Source organism: Acetanaerobacterium sp. MSJ-12, from assembly GCF_018917875.1.
Lineage (GTDB): Bacteria > Bacillota > Clostridia > Oscillospirales > Ruminococcaceae > Bittarella > Bittarella massiliensis.
Genome location: NZ_JAHLPK010000005.1, coordinates 209,590 through 231,656, shown reverse-complemented (window position 1 = coordinate 231,656; position 22,067 = coordinate 209,590). Strand labels below are relative to the sequence as shown.

22 protein-coding genes are annotated in these 22,067 nt (G+C 66.1%); all 22 read right to left on the bottom strand.

The features are described 5' to 3' along the window. Positions 1 to 292 precede the first annotated feature (292 nt). The 22 genes from KQI11_RS07815 to KQI11_RS07710 all read right to left on the bottom strand — a co-directional run bounded on the left by KQI11_RS07815 (position 293) and on the right by KQI11_RS07710 (position 21,505). Positions 293 to 1,651 (bottom strand): amidohydrolase, encoded by a 1,359-nt coding sequence (locus KQI11_RS07815; protein ID WP_216401717.1) that lies wholly within the window; start codon positions 1,649 to 1,651, stop codon positions 293 to 295. A gap of 1,277 nt (positions 1,652 to 2,928) precedes the next feature. Then, positions 2,929 to 4,398, bottom strand: a complete 1,470-nt coding sequence (locus KQI11_RS07810; protein ID WP_216401716.1) for a hypothetical protein — start codon at positions 4,396 to 4,398, stop codon at positions 2,929 to 2,931. Between the two features lie 21 nt (positions 4,399 to 4,419). After that, entirely contained in the window at positions 4,420 to 5,292 is an 873-nt protein-coding gene (locus KQI11_RS07805; protein ID WP_216401715.1) for a hypothetical protein, read from the bottom strand. A 51-nt stretch (positions 5,293 to 5,343) separates the two neighbouring features. Then, positions 5,344 to 5,781, bottom strand: a complete 438-nt coding sequence (locus KQI11_RS07800) for a phage holin family protein (protein WP_185915311.1) — start codon at positions 5,779 to 5,781, stop codon at positions 5,344 to 5,346. 20 nt (positions 5,782 to 5,801) lie between these two features. Next, on the bottom strand, positions 5,802 to 6,839 hold the full coding sequence (locus KQI11_RS07795) for a glycoside hydrolase family 25 protein (protein WP_216401714.1): 1,038 nt from the start codon (positions 6,837 to 6,839) through the stop codon (positions 5,802 to 5,804). A 12-nt stretch (positions 6,840 to 6,851) separates the two neighbouring features. Then, positions 6,852 to 7,136, bottom strand: a complete 285-nt coding sequence (locus KQI11_RS07790; protein WP_216401713.1) for a hypothetical protein — start codon at positions 7,134 to 7,136, stop codon at positions 6,852 to 6,854. A 12-nt stretch (positions 7,137 to 7,148) separates the two neighbouring features. Continuing rightward, on the bottom strand, positions 7,149 to 7,757 hold the full coding sequence (locus tag KQI11_RS07785) for a hypothetical protein (RefSeq protein WP_185914995.1): 609 nt from the start codon (positions 7,755 to 7,757) through the stop codon (positions 7,149 to 7,151). Between the two features lie 107 nt (positions 7,758 to 7,864). Continuing rightward, complete coding sequence (locus KQI11_RS07780) at positions 7,865 to 8,590, bottom strand: pyocin knob domain-containing protein (RefSeq protein ID WP_216401712.1); 726 nt, start codon at positions 8,588 to 8,590, stop codon at positions 7,865 to 7,867. A gap of 87 nt (positions 8,591 to 8,677) precedes the next feature. Then, the gene (gene xerA, locus KQI11_RS07775) at positions 8,678 to 9,649 is read right to left on the bottom strand and encodes a site-specific tyrosine recombinase/integron integrase (RefSeq protein WP_185914993.1); all 972 of its coding nucleotides are present in this window, start codon (positions 9,647 to 9,649) and stop codon (positions 8,678 to 8,680) included. A gap of 167 nt (positions 9,650 to 9,816) precedes the next feature. Further along, positions 9,817 to 10,266: a hypothetical protein gene (locus KQI11_RS07770; protein WP_216401711.1), complete on the bottom strand. Its 450-nt coding sequence runs from the start codon at positions 10,264 to 10,266 to the stop codon at positions 9,817 to 9,819. A gap of 545 nt (positions 10,267 to 10,811) precedes the next feature. Next, positions 10,812 to 11,339: a hypothetical protein gene (locus KQI11_RS07765; protein ID WP_185914991.1), complete on the bottom strand. Its 528-nt coding sequence runs from the start codon at positions 11,337 to 11,339 to the stop codon at positions 10,812 to 10,814. A gap of 10 nt (positions 11,340 to 11,349) precedes the next feature. Further along, positions 11,350 to 12,150, bottom strand: a complete 801-nt coding sequence (locus KQI11_RS07760) for a hypothetical protein (protein ID WP_216401710.1) — start codon at positions 12,148 to 12,150, stop codon at positions 11,350 to 11,352. A gap of 17 nt (positions 12,151 to 12,167) precedes the next feature. Then, positions 12,168 to 14,000, bottom strand: a complete 1,833-nt coding sequence (locus KQI11_RS07755; protein ID WP_216401709.1) for a hypothetical protein — start codon at positions 13,998 to 14,000, stop codon at positions 12,168 to 12,170. After that, complete coding sequence (locus tag KQI11_RS07750; RefSeq protein WP_216401708.1) at positions 13,997 to 14,380, bottom strand: hypothetical protein; 384 nt, start codon at positions 14,378 to 14,380, stop codon at positions 13,997 to 13,999. The genes KQI11_RS07755 and KQI11_RS07750 overlap by 4 nt, the downstream gene beginning before the upstream one ends. A 1-nt stretch (position 14,381) precedes the next feature. After that, the gene (locus tag KQI11_RS07745) at positions 14,382 to 15,425 is read right to left on the bottom strand and encodes an FN3 associated domain-containing protein (protein WP_216401707.1); all 1,044 of its coding nucleotides are present in this window, start codon (positions 15,423 to 15,425) and stop codon (positions 14,382 to 14,384) included. A gap of 17 nt (positions 15,426 to 15,442) precedes the next feature. Then, positions 15,443 to 16,105, bottom strand: a complete 663-nt coding sequence (locus KQI11_RS07740) for a hypothetical protein (RefSeq protein WP_216401706.1) — start codon at positions 16,103 to 16,105, stop codon at positions 15,443 to 15,445. 133 nt (positions 16,106 to 16,238) lie between these two features. Further along, entirely contained in the window at positions 16,239 to 17,774 is a 1,536-nt protein-coding gene (locus tag KQI11_RS07735) for a portal protein (RefSeq protein ID WP_216401705.1), read from the bottom strand. Then, positions 17,771 to 18,007, bottom strand: coding sequence for a hypothetical protein (locus tag KQI11_RS07730; protein ID WP_154669077.1), 237 nt, complete (start codon positions 18,005 to 18,007; stop codon positions 17,771 to 17,773). Before KQI11_RS07730 ends, KQI11_RS07735 begins: the two co-directional genes overlap by 4 nt. A 4-nt stretch (positions 18,008 to 18,011) precedes the next feature. Beyond that, the gene (locus KQI11_RS07725; RefSeq protein ID WP_216401704.1) at positions 18,012 to 19,331 is read right to left on the bottom strand and encodes a phage terminase large subunit; all 1,320 of its coding nucleotides are present in this window, start codon (positions 19,329 to 19,331) and stop codon (positions 18,012 to 18,014) included. 712 nt (positions 19,332 to 20,043) lie between these two features. Continuing rightward, on the bottom strand, positions 20,044 to 20,427 hold the full coding sequence (locus KQI11_RS07720; protein WP_216401703.1) for a KGG domain-containing protein: 384 nt from the start codon (positions 20,425 to 20,427) through the stop codon (positions 20,044 to 20,046). Between the two features lie 458 nt (positions 20,428 to 20,885). Continuing rightward, positions 20,886 to 21,320 carry a hypothetical protein gene (locus KQI11_RS07715; protein WP_216401702.1) on the bottom strand — a complete coding sequence of 145 codons (435 nt, stop codon included), beginning with the start codon at positions 21,318 to 21,320 and terminating at the stop codon, positions 20,886 to 20,888. Next, a complete protein-coding gene (locus tag KQI11_RS07710) occupies positions 21,317 to 21,505 on the bottom strand; it encodes a hypothetical protein (RefSeq protein ID WP_185914981.1) in 189 nt (62 codons plus the stop codon). The genes KQI11_RS07715 and KQI11_RS07710 overlap by 4 nt, the downstream gene beginning before the upstream one ends. Positions 21,506 to 22,067: the final 562 nt, after the last annotated feature.

Genomic DNA, 22,067 nt, shown 5'->3' with positions numbered 1-22,067 from the left:
GGGAAAGCCGCCGCTCTCCCCCGCGCCTGGCCCTTCTCGCAGAGAGGGCGTTTCCCTCAAAGCGCCCCTCCCGCGGCAGCGGCAGATTGGCAGCGACAAGGCGACCAGATGGGGCCCCCTCCGCAAAAGCCCCCCGCCCCCGCCCGGCGGGGAGGCGCGCATGCCCGCGACACCCGGCAGCCTTCCCGGCGGGGCGCCCGCCCGGGGCCTCTTCCCCCCTCCCCGCCCGCCAAAAAAGCGCCCCGGCAAATAAGCCAGGGCGCTTTCTCTTGTGCAAGCGCTCAGGGGGAAACTAGTCCTCCAGCAGGGGCAGGGGGTCCATCTCCATCTCGATGGTGCCCAGCATGCTCTCCATGTACTCCACATAGCTCTCGCGGTCGAGCTTGGGCTGGTAGATCTCCATCAGGTGCCGGGCGCCGGCGGCGTCGCCCTTGAGCAGGTGGTAGGCGGTGAGGGCGAAGAGCTTGGCGGGCAGGATGTAGGCGATCTCCTCGTCCACCACCTCCACGTTGTTGTTGTGCAGCTGGCCGGTGAGGCCGGTGGTGTAAAACTGGATCAGGGGCATGATGGCCGACACGTCGCCAAAGTCGGTGGAGCCGGTGATGTGCTCGCTGGCCGGGACCTCTTTGACCCGCAGGGGCCTTTCCTCGCCCACGGCGTCGAGGGCGGCCTGCAGGGCCGACACGTCGGGGCAGGGCTGGGTGGAGAAGTAGCCGGGCAGGGTCTCGATCTCCAGCCCGCAGCCGGTGGCCAGGGCCCCGGCCTTGAAGGAGCGGTCGACCTTGGCGTTGGCGTCCTTCACCGCCTCCATGGTCTTGGCGCGCACGCAGTACTCCAGCACCACGTCGTCGGCGATGATGTTGACCGCGTCGCCGCCCTTGAGGTAGTAGCCGTGGCAGCGCACCGTGTCCTCGTCGCGGAAGCTCTCCCGCTGCAGGGCGATGCCGTGCAGGGCCAGCTCGGCGGCGTTGAGGGCGTCGACCCCCTTCTCGGGGAAACCGGCGGCGTGGGCCTTGCGGCCCTTGAACTTGACGGTCTTGTTGACAAAGACGTTGGAGGAGCAGTTCATGATGATGGCGTCGTGCTCGGTGTCGGTGTCGCTGTGGTGGCCCAGGGCCACGTCGATGTCCTCAAAGGCGCCGATGCGGATGAGCTCGCACTTGCCGCCGCCGTAGCGGGCCTTGCCCTCTTTGCGCAGGCCGTTTTTGTAGTCGATGTCCACAAACTCCTCCGACGGGGTGGACATGAAGACCACGTTGCCGTCGAGGGCCTCCTTGACCTCGGGCACACTCAGGGCCAGGGCCGCGCCGATGGTGGCGGTCAGCTGGGCGTGGTGGCCGCAGCAGTGGGCGGCGCCGGTCTCGGGGTTGGTGTCCTTGTGGTTGGCGATGGGCAGGGCGTCCAGCTCGCCGATGACGGCCACGGTGGGGCCGGCGGTGCCCTTGGGCTTTAAGTAGCCCTTGGCCCCGGTGATGGCCAGACCCTCGTCCACCTCCATCCCCAGGCTCTTGAGCAGCTCGTTGAACTTGCCAGCAGTGCGGAACTCCCGGTACCCCAGCTCGGCGTGATGCCAAATATCCCGGCCAAAGGCCACGATCTGCTCGCGGTTTTGGTCGATGGTCTCGATGATCTTTTTCTCAATTTGATCCAATGAAATTACACCCCTTCAGTCACATTGTCTGACAAAATAACCGTTGTCGTTTTCCATTATACCGCCCGGCTGCAGCCCTTGAAAAGGGGCGGCGCGGGATATCGGCACTTTGGCACAACAAAGCAGTAAAATTCTGGGGTGATTGCATAAAAAAGCAGCGGGGGCGGGCGACCCGCTCCCCCACTTCGCCCTTCGCCCCCGCGGAGGAGCGCCAACGCCTCCCGCCTCCTGTAGGGGCAACAGAAAAGACGCCCGCCCCTGGCCAGAGAGGGCGTCCCGATGGCAAGCACAGCCGGAGCGGCTCCCCAAAAGGGCGGTCTCAGCGGCGTCTACCGCACTGAAAAGGGCGGCCGCCCCTCCCTGCGTGGCAGACAGTGTTCGCCTTTTCCCCCAGCGCCGAAGGGAGGACAGGATGGGCAGGGGCGCGAGCGGCCGCTTGTCGCCGGACACCAGTGCGCCGTCAAAGCCCTGTGACCGGGCCACAAAAAGGCCCATTGCACCGGTTCCTCCGCCGCCCCTCTTCCGCGGGGCGGGCGGCTTTCCCCTTCTCCTCCCCCAGCAGCGGGCGGAGGGGAGGCGGCAGAGGTACCGACGGCCGCTTGTCGCCGGACACCGGCGCGCCGTCAAAGCCCTGTGACCGGGCCACAAAAAGGCCCACTGCACCAGTTCCTCCGCCGCCCCTCTTCCACGGGGCGGGCGGCTTTCCCCTTCTCCTCCCCCAGCGGCGGACGGAGGGGAGGCGGCAGAGGTACCGACGGCCGCTTGCCGCCGGGCACCAGTGCGCCGTCAAACCCCTGTGGCCAGGCCACAAGAAGGCCCACTGCACCGGTTCCTCCGCCGCCCCTCTTCCACGGGGCGGGCGGCTTTCCCCTTCTCCTCCCCCAGCGGCGGGCGGAGGGGAGGCGGACAGAGGTACCGACGGCTGTTTGTCGCCGGGCACCGGCGCACCGTCAAAGCCCCGTGACCGGGTCACAAAAAGGCCCTCAGCGCCTGCTTCTCCGCCGCCTTCAGGGAGAAGCTCCGGTCAATGAAGGCTGCCCCGGCAGCGGACATGCTGGAGCGGCACACAAAAAGGGAGGCCTCGGCGGCGCTGTCTGCCGCGCCGAAGAGGGCTGCCCGCCCTCCCGCTGGCGGAGGGATGAAATATCCCTCCCCGTGGGCAACAGATAGCCGCCCGCGCCCACCGGTGGCGTGACAGGGCACGCTTCCCCGCAGACAACAAAAAAAACCGCCCACCCCTTCCTTTATGGGGCGGGCGGCTCTCGCCTCCTGCACTCTCAGCGCCGGAGGGTGGGAAGAACAGGCAGGGGCGCAAACGGCTGTTTGGCACCGGAGACGAAGTCGCTGTCAAACCCCTGCGGCCGGGTCACAAAAAAGGTCCGCAGGGCCTGCCACTCCGCCTCCTCGGGGGAGAGTCCCCGGTCGATGAGGGCGTCCCGGTAGCGGGCATAACTGGAGCGGCTCCCCAAAAGGGCGGTCTCGGCGGCGCTGTCCACTGCGCCGGAGAGGGCTGCCCGCTTTCTGTCTGCGGCGACTTTCTGCAAATCTCCCACCAGGCCGGGCTCGGTCTCCCCTGTCGGGAGCAGTTTCCCCGCCAGCCACTCTGAAGCCCCTCCGGCAGTGGCCGCCAACAGGGCCTCATCGGCGGTGCCCCCGTTGGCAGCCGCCCGCCAGCCGCTCTCCCCCGCTGCCTGGGCGATGTCCAGGGCCGGCGCAAGGGCGCCCGCCGGGGCGTGGGTGAGCGACTCCCCCATGTCCAGCGCGCCGTTGATGAGCATCTGCTGCCACGCCGGTCGGCCCTCGGTCAGCCCCTCCCGCCCGGCATTTTTTGCAATCGCGCCGGAAAAGAAGGGGTTGTGGGGGTCCACCGGCTCGTACTCCCCCGCCACGGCGTTTTTCAGGCCCTGCCCGACGATGGGGAGGACGGCCAGCGGACCGAGCACGCCGCCGGCGAGGACGCTCTGCGCCGCCCCCAACACCGGGTGTTCGCGGGCGTCCTCCTTCACCTGCTCGGCCAGCTCCTCCCCCTCCCGCCGGTTGAGGGAGCGGTCCAGCAGCTCCAGGTACCGATCCGCCGACGCCCGGTCGCCCTTTCCCAGGTAGTAGTTGTAGTCCTTTCGCTCCTGGTCGGACAACTGCCGGTACTTGGCCTGCGCGCCGTCGTTGTAGGTGATCGGGACCCCGCCGGCCCCATTGTCCACAAAGGCAAAGGCGCCGGGGTTGCGGTGGGCAAACTCCACCGGGTTTTTCACCGCTCCCCGGGTGAAGAGGGGCTCGCTGTCCAGGCTTTTCCCCTGGGCGGCCAGCTCCTCGTAGTCGCTGTTCCGGCGCGCCGCCTGCAGCCCCTCCAACTCCCTCTGCGCCTCTGCCGCCGGCACCGCGCCTTTCAGCCAGTTGGCGGCGTCGCTGTAGCGGCGGGACTGCGCCCGCTCCTCCCGCGACTGCTGGGCGTGGGGCTCGGCCTGGGCGGCATAGCCCCCCTGGCGCAGCAGGTAGGCCTGGGCCGCCTCGTCCAGCGACGCGTCCTGCCGGGCAAGGCGCTCCTCCCTGGCCCGGCGCACCAGGTCCTCCCGGTATTCCCTCTGCCGGTCGGTGGCGGTCCCCGCCCGCTCCATCCGGCCGATGGCGTACGCCTCGGCGGCCGCCCGCTCGGGGTCAAAGGCAGAGGGCCGTCCCCCGCCTCCATGTTGACCCAACCGGTCCAACAGCCGCTCCTCCTCTTCGCTCAACAGGCGAAATCGCTCCATCTCTTCCTCTCCCTCCATCTGTCAATACAGGTCGCTGGGGGCGCCCGCCAGCCCGGCGATGGCGGCAAAGTCGCTGCCGCCAAACTGCGCCCGCAGATCCTCCAGGGCCTTGGCCCAGGCCTGCCGCTGGATCTGCTCGATCTGGCTGTAGGTGCCGGCCCGGCCCACCCCCAGCGACTGGGCGTAGCTGTCCACCCGGTCGATCAGGGAGCGGGAGTAGAGCTTTTTGTCGGCCGCCGTCAGCCCCGCCTTGCGGGCCGTCGAGCCGCCGCCTGCCTGGGCGTAGCTGGGCGCGCTGGAGCGGGCGCTGGCGGCCGCCGCATTCGCCAGCTCCCGCTGAAAGGCCTGCTCCTCCTTGCGGATGCGATCCTCTCTCTCCTGCTGCTCCCGGCGCAGCTGGTCCTCTCTCTCCTGCTGCTGGCGGCGGAGCTGGTCCTCCCGCTCCCGCTGCAGGCGGCGCAGCTCCTCCTCCTGCACGGCGGCGGCGATCTTCTCATTCCAGCGGGAGGTGGAGGCGGCGATCTGCTTGCCGGTGTCGTAGCCCAGGTCCTTGATTTTGGCCTCGATCTCGGCGATCTTCTTTGCCTCCTCCAAATCGGCCGCGTTCAGCGAGCCCCGCAGCGCCGTGTCCTGGCGGATGCGGGAGGTCTCGGAATAGCCCGAGCGGGGCTCCTGGTAGACCCCGCCGGCCAGCCCCTTCTGGGCCAGCACCTCGTTGTTGCCGATGGCCGAGAGGCGGGCGTTGGTGTAGGTGTCCCCCCGCAACTTGGCGGCCGCCTCCTTGATGGGGTCTTTTTGCTGGTTCAGCGCGGCCGTCTGCTGGGCCTGGGCCAACTCGTACAGCCGCTTCTCCTCCTCCATCGACTGGCGCAGCTGGTCAATATAACTGGACATGGCGTCCCCTCCTTCACTCAAAAAAGGCCCCGCCGGACGGCAGGGCCCCTCTCACTCCGACTTTCCGGCCCCGTCCGCCCGGGACTGGAGCACCGAGATGGCGCCGGCGATCACCTTGGGTACCGGCACTCCCATCAGCCCCACGTTCTCCACCACCGAGAGCAGCTCGTTGGCCAGAAAGGCCAGGGCCGCCCCGTCCCGGATGAAGCCGGTGCCCATCACCAGGTCCAACCGGGCCGCCAGCAGCACCACCAGCAGCATGGCCCCCTTGCGGCAGAGGCCCTTGAACCCCGCCCGGCTCTCCAGCGAGCCGTCTGCCGACTTGCCCGAGCGGTGAAAGACCCCCGCCACCACCAGCCCGGTCAGGTAGTCGGCCCCCATGACGATGAGCAGGGCTGTGAGCATCTGCGACCATCCCCCCATTGCGGCGGAGATCGCGCCGCCCACTGTCCCCACAGCCGCCAGCACCCACGCCTTGATGTGTGTCATCTGTTCCACTTCCGCTCCCCCTATCTCGGAATATCCAACACCTGCCCGGGGTAGATGGTGTCCCCGGACAGGCCGTTTGCTGCCTTGATTTCCCCGTATCTGCCGCCGCTGCCCAGCTCCCGGGCGGTGATGGCCCAGAGGCTGTCCCCCTTTTGAACGGTGTAGGTCCTGCCGCCCGTCGGCGCAGTCGAGGTGGAGCTCCCGCTCCCGATTTGGATCACCTGCCCGAGGTAGATGCGGTCGGGATCGGCGATCCCATTGCACTCTGCCAGAGCGGCCACCGTGGTGCCGTGGGCCCGGGCGATCCCCCAGAGGGTGTCACCCTTTTGCACCGTGTAGGTCCTGTCCTCTACTGGCCTGGGCGGGACGAGAGGGCGCTCGGCCTCCCCCTCTTCACCGCCCCCGCTCTCGCCTTCGCCGCCCTGACCCCGGCCGTTGAGCCCAGCGGCCTGGATGATGGCCGGGTAGTCCTTGTAGGCGATGTCGCAGTCCACCCGGCCGGAGATGCCCGGCACCGCCCCGTCGCTGGTGTGCTGCCAGATGCCGCAGGGCAGGTTGGACCCCTCCACCCCCCAGTGGGCCAGCCAGAAGTCGTACTTTGCCAACTGGTCGGCGCACAGCCGGTTCTGGTGCCAGTCCCAGTTGGCGTACCACATGGCGTAGTAGCCCGCCCCCTCCAGCCGGGCGCAGACGGTCTTTACAATGTCGGTGGCCAACTGCCGGCCGATGCCGCCCCGCTTGGCCTTGTAGCCGTCGGCGTCCTCCATGTCGATGACGATGGGGTAGCTGGGCTTTTTGCCGCGAAGCAGCCGCAGCAGGTGGGCGGCCTCGCTCTCGGCCTCCTCTAGGCTCATGGCGTAGCTGTACAAATAGGCCCCCCAGGGGAGACCCGCCGCCTCGCACCCGGCCATGTTTTGCAAAAAGCGCGCGTCGTCCTGGCCCTCCCGGTCCGAGCCATACCCCGCCCGGAGCAGGGCGAACTGCACTCCAGAGGACTTGACCTTTTCCCAGTCAATGGACCCCTGATGCCTGGAGACGTCGATTCCTTTGAACTCCATTCTTTTCTCCTTTCAGCAGTCGGCCGCGTTTGCCCATTTGGGCAGGGACTTGATCTCGGTGTACATGGCCTCACGGAGGTTGCCGTTGCTCTGGGATTCGAACAGCCCCATAGTGATGCCCGTGGTGGTAACAGGCGCTCTTGCAGCACTGCCCCTAGTGTTGGCGTTGAGGTAGCTGTACAGGGTTGCGGTCACCTCTGCACCCTCGCCCTGCTGGTAACGCACCGGCAGCCCGTCAATGCGGTGGCGGCTGGCGGTGGTGCCATTGTCATAGGTGATTTGTTTTTCAAGTGCCATTTTGCACCTCTCCTATTCTATTGACCAAACCTTGACCGTCCAGTTTTCCGAATTATCAGCAGCCTCGCTGCCGCGCATATATGGGATAGACAGGGTGACCTTGCGGTTGCTTGCCCACTGTGACCATGGCATATCCGCACTGCCTGACGCCAACTTAACTTCTGGTGCTCGTCCATTAATAACAGCTGTATTATGCGCCGCCAAAATATCCAACACAACTTTCACAGTCAGTTGGTTATTGAGATAATCTACTACGGGGCATACCAACAGCACATAAGATGCACGATATTGGGGCGCGCCCCCTCTATGAGGATTGGATGCGATAGATGCGAGGAAATTCTTATCTGTAGAAAAGTCAAAAGAGATGTCCTGGAACCCCTTGTTGTCTGTCACCACCCGAGGCGCCATTGTCCATGATGTCGGCCGAAATCCAGTAAATACCCCTATGTCATTTGCCGTCGGCATCTGCGCCAACTTCCCGTCGCTGCCCAGGGTCGCGACCCCGCCGGCCGCCCCCTTCTCGCTTGCGGGGACAGCCGCCCCGGCCAGGGCCGCCACCTCCGCAAAGTTTTCATTCAGGGGCTCCACCCAGTTGGGTTCGCCCTTTACAAAGGTGTACATTTTCTCTTCCTCCTCTTCTCTTTTTGAGCGTCCCCCTTCCCCGAAAGAGGAGGGGCGGGCCGCCAACAGTCTCCCCGAGCCCTCGACTGGACTGCCGGCGCCTCTGTCTATTTCCAGCGGCCGACGCAGATATAGTTCATTGTCAACTGTGTGCCGTTGGGATAGGTGACATCATTGACCGCATCTGAAACACGCACCAAAAACCCGTTCACTGTAATGCCGCGAATGGCTCCAAGGGCGGCCGAGGTGCCAACCCACTGAAACGATATCGTCGGCACGTAGTCAGCCGCTGCAAAGGCCACCGGCAATGTGATGGTGATTTCGGAAGACTGTATCGTGTAGGCCTTGGCAGCCCGGCAGATCATCGTCCCATCCGGGAATTTGGTCCAACTGCCGTTGGCGTTGCTGCCGGACTGAATGCCGCTGGAGGGCGACCAGGATGACCACACTCCGGACAGACGACGGCGCACCCACCAACCGCCCACGGTGTAACACTCATAGGTCTGCACCAAATCGCTGCCCCCGTCAGCCAAGCTGCCGTATACCCGCAGCATCCCACTGTCGACACAGGGCAGGTTGTCAACCGATTTTGCCGTGGTGGCAGACGGGATGTCCACCATCTCACCGGGCACAGTGTAGTTGTCGGCGTTGTCCCAACCCGAGGTCACTGTGGGCTGGTACAGCATTTTTGTAGGGGTGGCTGGCATTGCCCCCGCCTGTTCGGCCGTCACCCCGTGGGGGTTGTCCCGAACGGCGGCATGGGCCGCTACCTCCTCGAAGTTTTCATTCAGGGGCTTCACCCAGCCGGGTTCGCCCTTCACAAAGGTGTACATTCTCCTCTTCCTCCTCTTTTCAGTCCAGACGCCGGCCCCCTCCTCCCCCGAAAGAGGAGGAGGGGACGCCCTTCGACGCCCCCTCGGTCAGGCGGCCACGAACTTGTCGTACTGCCGCCGTATATGCTCCACGCTGATCTCGGCGTAGATCTGCGTGGTGTCCAGCTCCTCGTGGCCCAGAAGCCGCTGGAGGATGGACAGGTCCATCCCCTTGTCGTAGGCCGCGGTGGCAAAGGTGTGGCGCAGCAGGTGGGGGTGGACCCGGTGGTTGAGCCCCGCCCGCTCGCCGATGCCCTGGATGATCCGCTCGATGGCCCGGTGCTTGATGGCGCCGTAGGGCCGCCTGCCGCTGGCGAAGAGGGCGCTGCCCCCCCGCCGGTCCTTCAGGTACAGCTCGATCATCAGCCGGGCGCGCACCGAGAAGTAGACGGTGCGGCTCTTGTCCCCCTTGCCGTGGACGGTGACGCTGCGGTCCTGTAGGTTGAGGCTGTCCACCTCAATGGTGGCGGCCTCGTCGAGCCGGACGCCGGAGGAGACGAAAAACTCCAGCATCGCCTTCTCGCGGTAGGTGCGGCAGGCGTCGCGCATCCGCTCCACCTCCTCGCTGGTGAGGGGCTTGCGGGCGTGCTTTTTGTCCAGCTTCATCGACTTGATCTTGCTCATGGGGTTGCGCTTGACGATGCCCTCGTCCCGGCTCCAGCTAAAAAAGGAGCGCAGGGTGTTGATCTTGGTCTGCACGCTGGAATCGGCGTTCCCCCGCTCGTCGTAGAGGTAGGCAATGTACTCGCGGATGTCGTCGGTATTGATTTTGGCGATGTGCTTTTTCACCTGTCCCTCAAAGATAGCCAGGTCGTAGGAGTAGTTTTTGAGGGTCTTCTCCGAGAGGCCGTCGATGCGCTTGGCGGTGAGGAATTGGCGGATGCGGCGGCGCAGGTTGCTCCGCCCGCCCGCATCCTCCCTGCCCACTTGATAGGGGGCGAGCACCTCCGCCAAGCGGGCTTCCTCCAGCCCGGGAAAGGCGGCCAAAAGCGCACCGGTGAGTTCTGATTTTGCGTCCACAGTAAAAACTCCTTTTTGCTTTTCAGTATAGCAAAAAGGAGCGCCCGCGCCGCACTAGTCGAATAAGGCGGACGTGGGGGGCCAATGTAATCACCCATAAATGGATTGATAAAATAAACAGCTTAAATTTAGCGATGTTTTGGCACATTAAGACTTTTTTGTAAAATCTAGGTGAGGTAGGTGATTGTACCGGCTATTTCTGTCCCCTCTTGAAATGAGCTGGCATCTAAATTGGAAAAGGAATTGCCGTTTTGTATTCTGATATATGCTGTTGAACCGTCTCCAGGAGAGGTCAAAAATAGTGCTCCGTCAACGGAGAAAGTCAATTTGTATTTGTAACCTACAAAATAGGAGCGAGCGGCGCCTGTCGGCCCACCCATGCAAAAGGGAAAGCCTCCCAGACAGACAAGCCCCTGCAGTGTACCGGCACTCCTCCAAATGATATCAAAGCCCACTGTTACAACATTCCCAGTACGGCTGTACATGCCATAAGCCCCCGCGGTAATGGCTGCGCCGCCATCTGCACCGACAAACTGAGGTACCCATTTCCCAGACTCCTGTACCAAAGCTCCCACGTCCTGCGCCGTCGGCATCGGAGTGATTTTTCCGTCTACCACGTCCGCCTTATTCGACTAGGTTGAATCGGCCAAGGCTTTTAAGTCGCCAACCACACCGCATGTTAAGCCAATTGGGTACTTGTTACTGATTCCTAAAAGGAAAAACAAAGTGCTTCCAAACGGCTTAAAACCAACATTTTTTTGCGAATGTCCCCATTTTGCAGATAGCAGATACGCATTCGTCGAATAAGGCGGACGTGAAACCCTCTGAATGGATTTACCCAGCGCTTCTAAATGGAGCGACTTCTGCGGATTACAGCGTTGTCCGCTACCGAAAGGGATTGAATTGTGTCTACATCGAAGGGTGGGCAAAATCGCAAGTCGAGAGCCCTATTTTTGTTTTACCTGTGGGCTTTCGACCAGATAGGAATCTAGAATTTACCGCTTCTCAATCCTGCGATTCAGCGACGCACTACACCGCCAGACTGGTGGTGGCTGCAAATGGAGATGTGCTGTTTAGTCGGGTGGGGCACAAAACTTTTTTTGAAACAGGTGGCGCTTCAGCGACCTGTTCCTTTTCAGTCTGAGTTGATTGCCGCGACAAATTAAGTCGGGAAAGTCGGGAAAGAAATGTTCATCCGAATAGTGGTAGATTTCTCAGGCCAACTTGGACCGGATATTTTCATGACTCCATCGCCGGCGTATATGCAGGCAGTATGAGGACCCTGAATTGCCCCTGAATAGTAAGGATATACAGTGCAAACCATGTCTTGGGGCGGGCGGAACCCTATCGGAAAGGTAAGAAACCAATCATCCGAGCCAATTGCCTGTCCTCCTTTTGTGATTGAAGCAAAAATTTCTACTCGACCGAATGGATCCTTTCGGTATCCGCCGTAATCGCGCTCTGCGAAGAAACCTGGCTGTACAATTTTTTCAAGGGAAAGCCAATCTTGAGTCCCCACGTCCGCCTTATTCGACAATTGCGCATCCACGTACGCCTTGGTCGGGGCCCCCAGCTGCTCGGCCGTCACCCCGTGGGGGTTGTCCTGGGCCGCGGCGTGGGCTGCCGCTTCCTCGAAATTCTGGTTCAGGGGCTCCACCCAGTTGAGCTCCCCCTTTACAAATCTGTGCATCTTCTCCTCCTCATCTCACTGTCAACAGCAGACTCTGGCTCCCGCTCTCGCCGCAGAAGGCGTACTGCCCCCCGCCCAGCCGGTGAACCTCCTTCATCTCGCCCCACCGGGGCAGGGTCGAGACCTGCAGCGTCCCGTCAAGATCCTGCTCGGTCTCCACCGGCTGGCTCACCAGCGGCCCGCCGCCGCAGGGCCCGTCGCCGATGCCCCCCACCCCGCAGGCGTACTCCGCCGCGTAGAGGGCGCACTCGGCAACCCTGCCGTCGGCCTCCGCCACCCCCGTCAAGCTCCCGATTTGCTGGGTGGGCTGCCGCCCCTCCAGCGCCTGGATCAGCACCAGCAGCTTCCCCGCCGCGTCGCCGGAGAGGATCTCCTGCACCCCCTCCAGCCAGGCGCGCATCTCGGCGGCGGAGCGGGCCTTGCTGGCCTCGATCCAGGCCAAAAAGTTCACCAGCTCCAACTGGGCCTCCTCCGAGCGCCCCGCCACCTCGGCGGCGTACCCCTCGTAGGCCTCGGCCGCCATGGCGGTGTGCCGGGCCAAAAAGGAGAGGAACTCCCCGTACTCCTTGTCGCTGCCGGTCTTCTCCCGCAGGTAGGTCAGCACGTCCGCCAGCGCCCCGTACTCGGTGCCGATGTTCTCCGCGCCCCCCGGCCCCACCAGGTCGTCCACCACCCCGTTGAGGGCGGTCTTCAGCTCCACGGTGGAGTTGGAGTCAAACCACTCCTTGAGCTTCTGGGCGCTCATCTTGGGGGTGTCCGCCAGCGCGCTCACCGGCTTTGCAAACCCCGTTATCTTTCTGTCTTTGAGCACGAATGCCCTCCTCTCCTCTACTTGACCTTTCCCCCCACCCCGTAGGTGATGGAGATGGACACGAACCCGAAGGGCTCGTCCAGCTGGGCGTTGCGCAGCTTCAGCTGAAAGAGCTGGATCTTCCGCTCCTTCACCCCGGTGGCCAGCACGCTGGGCACCTGGATGGTGCGAAAGGAGAACCGCCCGAAGTCCATCCGCTCCCAGTCGAACAGGTCGATGTTCTCCTGGGCGACCAGCCGCTCCCCCTCCTCGTCCGAGCTGTAATACACCTCGATCCCGCTGCGCTGGTAGGGCAGCGGGGCCACGTGGACATCCCGCACCGTCTTGTAGCGCGTCCAGGTGCCGAAGTGCAGGTAGGGGGTCACCCAGTAGGCCTCGATGGGGGCCCCGTCGTCCCGGTAGGCCCCCTCCTCCTCCGGCCGGCAGAAGCGGCAGACCCGCCCGTCCGCCGTGCCGAAGTAGAGGCTCTCCCCCAGCGCGCACCAGCAGACGGCGGGGATGTTGTCCCAGTAGTACCACTCGTACTGGGCGCTCCCCCCGTCCCGGTAGACCTGGCGGCTGTCCGCCAGGTAGCAGTGGCCGTTCACCGCCAGGTAGTACCGCCCCTGAAAGACGCAGGCCGCGGCCTCCGCCAGCCCCGGCTCCCCCAGCAGCCGGTTGTCGATGCGGCGGGAGCAGTGCCGCAGCATCCGCTGCTGGGTCACGGCCGTCCCCGCCACCCCATACACCCCGTCGGGGGAGAGGAAGAGGGGGGCGTCCTCCAGCACCTGAAAGCTGTCGCTGCTCACCGCCCCGGCCCCCGCCGCCCCCTGTTGCAGGGGGAAGAGGGGGCCCCCCTCCCCGTCCAGCTCAAAGGTGCGCAAAAACTGGGTGGCGTCCTGGTCGTTGTCCTCCTTGAGGATGATCTGGGTCTCGTACTGCCTTGCGTAGCCCATGATGGCGCTGGCGTCCCCGCCCACCTTGGTGTAGCCGGTGTCGGGGAAGTAGGTGGGGTCGTACAGCCCCGACTGCCAGTCCACGTTCTTCTCCGCGGCGTTCCCGGCCAGGAACACCCGGGTGTCGTTTTTCCCGCCGTAGATGCCGAAGAGCCGGCAGCCGTCGATCTTCTGCCGGTGGCCGGCCACCGTCTTGCGGTAGGTGATGACCACGTTGTCCACGTTCTGCACCGCCTTGGGGGGCGCTGTTTTGAAGGTCACCCGCCCCGCGGCCCGGTCCACCGTGAAGTCGGTCCCCTCGGCCTTGGCGGCCCCTGCCACCACCGCCGTCACCGCCGCCCCGTCCAGCCCGCCGGTGCTCAGCTGAAAGGCGGTGGACGACCCGTCGGCCTGAAAGCTCTCCTTCCGGCCCGGGGTCAGCAGGTTCACCGCCTCAAAGGCCTTGCCGCCCCCCGCCGGGGGCGCGCCGATGCGCACCGTCGGCAGGTAGGCCACCTCGGCCACCGGGCGGACGGCCGCGCCGTCGTAGCGGCGGTAGGTCACCCCGTCCAGCAGGTAGAGGCAATCCCCCATCACAAAGCTGCGGGAGCGCCCCGCCGCCATCCCGGTGCAGAGCTGGGTCAGCCCCCCGTCCGCCCCCACCCGGTAGAGGGCGGTGCCGATGTGGGCCAGCAGCTGTTCCCCGCCGCCCCCGGCCAGCCTGTGCAGCCCCCAGACCCGGCCGCTGCCCCGGGCCACCCGCTTGTAGCCGGTGCGCTTGATCGGGAAGAAGGCCTGGTCGGCGATCATGTTCAGCGCGTCGGGGGAGCGGCTGACATCCACCTGGGTGCTGTCGGAGGAAAAGTCCACCCCCCGAAACTGCTGGATCACCACCGGCGCGAGGGGGCGGCCGGCGGGCAGTTGGTAGCGGCTCATCGCCCGTCCCCCCCGTAGCAGTCGGCCACCGGCACGAAGTCCGCCGGGGAGAGGGCCGCCAGGGCCGCGTCGTACACGGCGTTAAAGTAGTTGGCCTTGCCCGGGTCGTCATCCATCACCAGCATCCCCGCCAGCCCGTAGGGCAGGGCCCCCGCCAGCAGCTCCTCCCGGTAGGGCAGCTCCTCCCCCTCGGTGGCGATGTGGGGCAGGGCGGCCAGGGGAGGGTGTCCCCTGGCCCGCCGCAGGGCCTGTTCCGCCGGGTAGGCCCCGGCCAGCAGCAGGTTGACCAGGGGCACCAGCTTGTCCCGGTAGCCCTTGGCCCGGTCGCGGCTCTCGGCCATCAGCGCCAGGGCGGCGCCGTAGAGGTCGTCGGCGGTCATCCTAGGCCACCAGCTCGGCCAAGTCGCTGGGGAATTTGCCCTCGGCATAGGCCACCGCCTTGATGGTGGTGCCGGCGGGAATGGCCCCCAGGGCGGCGGCGTAGACCTGGGCGGTCTTGGAGTAGCGGGGATCGGTGCCGTCGGTGGTGTAGAGGATCTTGCCCGCCCCCTCGCAGGTGATGGCCCCGCTGGCCTTGGCGATGCTCACCGCCCCCAGCTTGGCGGCGCTGTCCACCGCCGCGTAGCAGGCCCCGGAGCGGGCACCCAGCACAAAGGCGTCGTAGATGTTGCGCCCCTCCAGCAGGTGGCCGGAGATGCCCGGAGGGTCCAGGTGCAGGTGGGTGTCGTGGAGTTTGGCCGGCTCCAGCACGGCCGAGCGGTGCCACAGCTCAAAGTAGACCCCCTCGGGGAAGTAGCGGGAGGGCACCTTGATGACCGCGTTGCCGTCCAGCTCCCCCACCTCGCCCTTGGCCACCGACTTCTTGCCCAGCTCGCCGATGGCGATGAACTCGTCCGAGCCCTTGATCAGCCGGTAGACTTCCGGGGTCACAAAGAGGAAGCGCCCCTCGTCCGGGGCGATGTTCTCGTCCAAAAACTCCCCGGCGGCAGCCACCATGTCCACCACCGTGGCCTTGGTGGGCTTGGCGATGCCCGCCACCCTGCCGGCCTGCTGGGCCACCTGGGCAAAGACCCGCTTGTCCATGTTGGGGATGGCCTGCTCGTCCAGCTGCAGCCGCAGCATCCGCCCGGCGTTTTTCACCCCCATCTGCTCGGAGTTGTTCCCCTTGTCCACGGTGAGGGAGAAGCCCTCGTCCACCTCCAGGGTGAAGGTCTGCACCGTGTCCTGCATCTCCTGGGGCTCGCCGTAGCGGTTGGTGCCGGTGCGCCTGTAGGCGGCCATGGGCACGGTCTGGGGGGTCACCACCTCCAGGGTCTTGACGCCGGTGAACTTGTAGTCGCCGTTGGTGTGGGCCTTCACGTAGCTGCCGTGGGTGAAGGCGGTCGCGATCTTGTCCGAAAATTTGCTTGCCAGATTGATGGCCATAGTCCTCTCTCCTTCTCTCATTCAAAAAATCCCTGGAGGAAGGGGTCTGCCTCGTCCTGCCCCGCCTCCCCCGCCAGACTGCCGACGGCCGCCTGCCGGTTTCGCTCGTTTTGCTCCAGCGCGGCCAGCTTGGCCTTGAGCTGGGCGTTCTCGTGGCGGCGGTAGGCCTCCACCAGGGGCTCCCCCGCCGCCGCCCGCCGCCACACCTCGTCGGGGATGTCCGCCACCCCCACCTCGGGGTAGGCCTCGAAAAAGCGGCGGTACTCGGCCCGCCGCCCCTCCTCCGGCGAGGGGGCGGCCCCCGCCATCTGCTCCTTCAGGGCCCGCACGTACTCCCCCCGGCTCAGGCCGGAGCGGGCGGCAAAGGCGTCCAGCACCTCCCAGGCCGGGTCCCGGCGCAGCTCGTCCCGCTCCTGGCGGATGTGGTCGTAGTCCAGCCCCTTCTGGGCCAGGGACACCGCCTCGGAAAGGGGCACCTCCCGCGCCTGCCCCAGGTGGGTGAGGCGAACTACCTGTTCGTCTTCCTCCCCCTCCCCGGGCGCCTCTCCGGCAGGAGTCCCCCCGTCCTCGGCCGCCTCCCAGACGGCCTCCCCCAGGGCCTGCTCCCCCTCCTCGGGGGCGGGGGGCTCCTCGCCCCCCTCGGCAAACCACTGCAAGGGCAGTCTCAGCAGTCTCTCCATCTCGTCTCTCCTCCTTCTGCCCGCCGCTGGTTTCTCGGCGGGGCGCAAAAGGGCGGCCGGCGGCGTTGGTTTCCCGCCGCCCGCCGCCCCCGCAGCCATCTCAAACGGGGCCTCCCAGGCCCCGGACCGCCCCTCAAGGGGCCTCCCGCTCCCCGGCCTGCCCCTCCCACCCCTGTTTGAGGGCGGCGATCAGCCCGGCCTTGTTGCGGATATAGCCGTCGGGGATGCTCTCCAAATAGGTCACCGGGTCGGTGATGATCCCCCGGGCAAAGAGGTTGTCCACCGTCTGCACCTGCATCAGCTCCGACCAGTAGGTCGAGGCCCCCACGTCCACGTTGAGCTGCAGGCACATCTCCCCCAGCAGGGAGAAGTCGAAGTCCAGCTCCCGCTTCTCCCCGCCGCCGTCCTGGTAAAGCACCCGGCGGGTGCCGTAGTGGGCCCGCATCATGTCCAAAAAGATGCGGACAGTGTCCTCCACAAACTGGTAAAAGGCCATCCGCTGCAATTCCAGCGGCACCGACGAGGCCTTCTGCACCGCGATGATGGCCGAGGTGTTGTCCGGCCGCACGTTGCCCAGGGCCGCGTCGGAAGCGCCCATCAGGTCCTTGGTGTAGCCGATCACCTTGTCGATGAGGGTCATCACCTGGGCCGGCATCTCCGCGGTGGCCGTCCTCGCCGTCACCGCGTCGGCCAGGTTGCCGTTGGCCGCCACCGCCACCCCCACCCGGTTGTCCCACCCGTTGGGGAAGGCCGCCCGGGAGTAGACGATTTTGGGGAAGGCCATCCGCTTGGCGTGCTCCATGCACATGGCCATCAGCTTGTTGATGAAGATCTGGTTGGGGATCAGCCCCGAAATGGCCGCCCGCCCGTGGCAGCAGTCCTTCACCGGCTGCCAGCTCATCCCCGCCAGGGGGTAGCGGGTGAGGCCGGTGTCAAAGGGGGCCTTCAGCACCGCCGTCTCGGTGCAGCGGGTGCAAAAGACCCGGGTCTCCCCGCCGGTGCGCACCTTCCAGAACTTGGTCAGCACCGTCACCCGCTCCTCGTCCTCGTCCTCTCGCCCCGGCCGCCCGTCCCCGTCGGGGACGATGGCCGCCGCCGTCTCCTCGTCCGGGGCCAGGCGGCGGGCGCTGTCGGGCAGCAGCCGGGAGACCACCGCCACCCAGGGCTGGGACTGGATGTCCCCCCGCTGGGTGTTGCCGAAATAGCAGTCGGTGTTCTCGATGACCTCGGTCTTGATCTGCCCCCGCGCCTCCTGGCCGGTGGCCTCCTCCGGGTCGAACCAGGCGTAGAGGAAGCCGTCCCCGTCCACCGCCGCGTTGCGGACGATGAGCCGGTTCTTGGCCTTGGTGCCGTCCTGCTCCATGATCTTGGCAAACTGCTGGCTCACCACCTCCAGGGCGATCTGCTCCCCCTCGTCCGGCTTGCCGTCGAACAGGCTCACCTGGGCGGCCACGTCGTCCGAGACGATGGTGGCCAAAAAGTAGGAGAGCACCCGCCCCAGCACGTTGAAGACCGGCTTGTCCAGATCGGGGGCGTTCACCCCCTCCCACTGCTTGCCCAGGTAGAAGTTCTCGTTTTGCCGCACCGTCTCGTACAGGCCGATGCGCTCCTTGTGCTCGATGCCCTTGCGGTACTCCCGAAAGAGCTCTGCCGGCTCGGTGGCGATCACTCTTCATCCCCCCTCTGCGCGCCCTGGGGGGCGCCGTCGTAGTCCCAGAGGTTCTGCCACTGCCGGTCCAGTTCCTCCCGGTCCGGCCCAGGCCGCCCCTCTCCCCTTCCTTCGTCCCCTCCCCGCCGCTGGCGCAGCCAGAGCAGGGTCACCCCCGCCGCGGCCGCCGCGCAGAGCAGCAGGGCGCACAGGCAGAGCAGCAGCAGGGCCGCCGCCATCAATCCTTCCGTCATCTCCTCAACCTCCGTAGTGTAAAAAGTCGCCCAGCTCCCCGCCGGGGGGCTCTCCCTCCCCCTCCCGCGGGGGCAGAGCGGGCGCCGGCCGCCCCGCCGCAAAGTAGCGCAGGGCGTCCGGCGCGTGGGTGATCTCGTGGGGCTGCCCGGCCGCGTCGCTGGGCCGCCGACCGTCAAACTGCAACTGGGGCAGGCAGCGGATCAGGTTGGGGCAGCAGCGAAAGACCGTCAGCGCCGCCCAGCGGGCCCCCGGCTCCCCCCGGGGGCGCAGCCACTCCTTGAGGTCCATCCACCCGCTCACCCGGCTGTTCTGCGCCCGGGTGAGGGGGATGCCCCCCTCCCCGAAGATCTCCGCCACGCTCTTGCCGGTGTCCTGGCGGCGGTTCCACATGTCCGGCGGGGCCAGCCAGCCCTCGATGGGCTCCCCCCCGGCGGCCTCCAAAATGGCCCGCGCCGCCTCGCTGACAATGAGCCCCGGCCGGTAGAGCTCCCGGTAGACCCAGGCCCGGCCCCCCTCGTCCAGGGCGATGAAGTAGCCCGCCAGCATGTCCAGCCCGTAGTCCATGGCGAAGTACCGCCGCCAGTGCCCCGGGATGGCAAAGGGCTCGCAGACGTGGATGTCCTCCCGCCACTCGGTGAAGTACTGCCCGGCAAAGACGTTCCAGTCCCCCTCCAGCCAGGCCCGGCGCAGGTCGTCCGGCAGGCTTTCCAGCATGGCCAGGTAGCCCGGGTCGCTGTCCATCAGGGCCCGGTTGTCGTACACCCGGGCGGGGATGAAGGCGTAGTCCTCCCCCCGCTCGGCCCCCCGATAGTCCCGGTCGATGAACAGCCGCTTCACCCAGCCGTGGCCCACCCCGCCCGGGTTGCAGGTCAGGTACATCCGCTTGGGGAAGGGGTTGGCCCCGCGGATGCAGGCGGTGAGGGTGTGAAACTGGTACTCGGTGAACTGGGTGGCCTCGTCCAAAAAGATCACGTCGTATTCCTGCCCCTGGTACTGGAGCACGTCCCGCTCGCTGTCGCAGTAGCCGAACTTCAGCCGACTGCCGTTGGCAAAGGAAAAGGCCTTGTCCCCCTCTTTGTAGGCGGCAAGGCCCTTCAGCTCCCCCTGCAAGGGGAGGATGTGGTTCTCTTTGAGCTCCGGAAAGGTCCGCCGCAGCAGCAGCATCCGGATGCCGGGGTAGCGCACCCCCATTAAAGTCGCCTTTTTGCGCACCGCCCAGCTCTTCCCCCCGCCCCGGGCGCCGCCGTAGGCCACAAAGCGGCTGCGGGCGAGGAAGAACTCCCGCTGGCGGGGGTTGGGCGGTGCGATGAGCCGATCAGACAATCCCGTTCCCTCCCCCTCCGTCTTGGGGCCGTTTGCGGCCCCCCCTGTCCTCTGCCATTCTCCCGCGTTCCCCCGTTGGGGTGGAAGGGGTGCTTCCCCGCAGCCCCCGCCTGCCAAGCCGGCCCCTCTCCCGCTTTTCCCCATCGGAATCGAGAGCGCGCGCCGCAACGGCCCCCGCCCGCAAAATCACAAACTGACCGTCATCGGGAAGAACGCCCACCAGCAGAGGCCGGGCGGGACTGATGTGCCCGCTGGGCAATGCCCGCCCCTCCCGCCTCATGTCTCAGCAGTCTAAAAATCTCCTGCCATCTGCCCGCTTCCCGCTTTTCCCCTATTGGGATCGAGAGAGCACTTCCCAGCAGCCCCCACCTGTCAAACCACAAGCCAGTCGCAGGCGGGGAAGAACACCCGCCAGCAGGGGGTCGAGCGGGACCGATGTGCTTAATCCCCGCCCGCCAAACCGCAAGCCAGCCGCAGGTGAGGAAAAACGCCCACCCGCAGAGGCCGGGCGGGGCCGACGTGCCCGCTGGGCAATATCCGCCCCTCCCGCCTCATGTCTCGGCAGCCAAGGACTCCCCGCTGTTTGCCCGCTTCCCGCTTTTCCCTTACTGGGATCGAGAGAGCACTTCCCCGCAGCCCCGCCTGCCAAACCGCAAGCCAGCCGCAGGCGGAAAAACGCCCCCTCACGAAAGTCCGGCGAGGGTCGATGTGCCTACTGGGCAAACTCGTCCAGCTCCCCCGCCAGGGCCAGGGTGATGCGGCCCTCCAGAGCCCCCTCCACCTTCTGCCCGGGCTTCTCGCCCAGGGTGTCGCGGATGGCGTTGAAGGCCGGGGTGTCCCCCTTCATGGCCTTGCAGATGAGGGCCAGGGCGATGGCCTCCTGCGCGGTGACCGGGCCCAGCCCCTCGGCCAGCCGGGCGATCTCGTCCAGCCCGTCCAGCGCCACCGCCCGGGGCAGCAGGGCGGCGAACACCTGCCCGAAGGTGCGCTTTCGCCGCCGGGCCGCGCCCGAGGCCAGCCCCCCCTTGCGGGCGATTTCCCGGCGCTCCTGGGGGTCGCGGGCGGACAGGGGGATGAGGTTTTTCCGCCCGTCCACATTGCATCGCCTGCCTTTCACAAAAGGCGGGCCCCCGCCTGCCGGCAGGGCCCCGCCCGAAAAATATTCTTTGCCATTTACAGTGTAGCACGGGGGGAGGATAACATTCCATCACGTCCTGAAAAAGGGGCTGCACCGCCGAATCAGCACCCCCGAAAGACCGCCCATCCCCGGGATGTGCCCCTCCTTTGCCGCCCCTTTCCCCGGACTTCAAAATCTGCGCGCCCGGACTGTCGTCCCCGCGCCCCGCCAAAGACCCGCCAGCCGCACAAGAGGGGGGAAAGTCGCCCCGCACCGTCATCCGGTGAGAAAGAAGAGCAAAAAAGCCCCGCAGAGGGCGCAAAACGCCCCGCTTCCAGCCGCTTCCCCGCAGCGGCGCCCATTCAACAGCGCCCAGATGTATCCGCACGGCTCTCCCCAAGGCGGGCCCGCCCTCTTTCCCCGCCTGCCGCCGAGTGTCACCCAAAGCCCCTCTCCGCCCCCCGCGGCAGCGATTCCAGCCCCTTCTGGTGCAGCCGCCATACCTGCATGGTGCTGTACCCCATCTCCCCGGCGATCTCCTCCCAGGTCTTGGCCGCCAGATAGCGCTTTTCCAGCAGCAGGGCCAGGGTGTCGTCCTCCACCCCCGCCACCGCGGCCCGGATCTCCCCCCGGGCCGCCGCCATCTCGTCAATTTCCCGGGCGATCTCCCCCTCGATGTCGATGATCCTCTCCACCGCCTCCTCGATGCGGCTGCCCTCCCGCAGGGCGCGCGGCCCGTCGGTGAGGCGGGGCCCCATCCGGGTGGCCCGGCTGCGCCAGGCGGCCAGCTCCTCAAACCGCTCGTCCACCCGCTGCCCCAGCCGCTGGTAGCGGGAGAGCCACCGCACCTTGGCCCGATTCTCCTCGGTCATTCCTCGTCCTCCTCGATCTTGTATACCCGGTACCCCCGCTTCAGCCCCTCCCGGGGCCGGCAGATCTCCCGGTAGAGGGTCGCCCGGCTCACCCCCAGGTAGTCGGCCACCTCCCGCGCCGTCCCCACGCAGAGGGGCAGCTCCCACTCGTCGGCGGTGGTGGCCAGGTATAACCCATAACTCACCCCCACAGCCGTCCCCTCTCGGCCCTGCCGCTCCGCTGTCTCTCCATCTTCTCTCCTCTCATCCTCTCACGCCTCTCCCCTCCGGGTGCCAAAGGTGCCACCCCGTGCCACCTCTCCTCGCACCCCGTTTTTGGCTTTCCCATCCCCTTTTTGGCCCCCTGTGCAACTGTGCCACCTCTTTTTCTCCTCTATAGGGGATATTTCTTTTCCCCCCAACCTTCCCATAGCCGGCCCCGCCCCCTGCGCAAATTTTCCTCCCACCAAGAGGACCCCCTCTATTTCCTCGCACAACTCGCACAGTGGCACGCCCTCCCCTCCGGGTGCCAAAGGTGCTACCTCGTGCCACCTCTCCTCGCACCCCGTTTTTGGCTTCCCCATCCCCTTTTTGACCCCCTGTGCAACTGTGCCACCTCTTTTTCTCCTCTATAGGGAGTATTTCTCTTCCCCCCAGCCTTCCCAAAACCGGCCCCGGCCCCTGCGCAAATTTTCCTCTCCACAAGAGGACCCCCTCTATTTCCTCGCACAACTCGCACGGTGGCACACCCTCCCCTCCGGGTGCCAA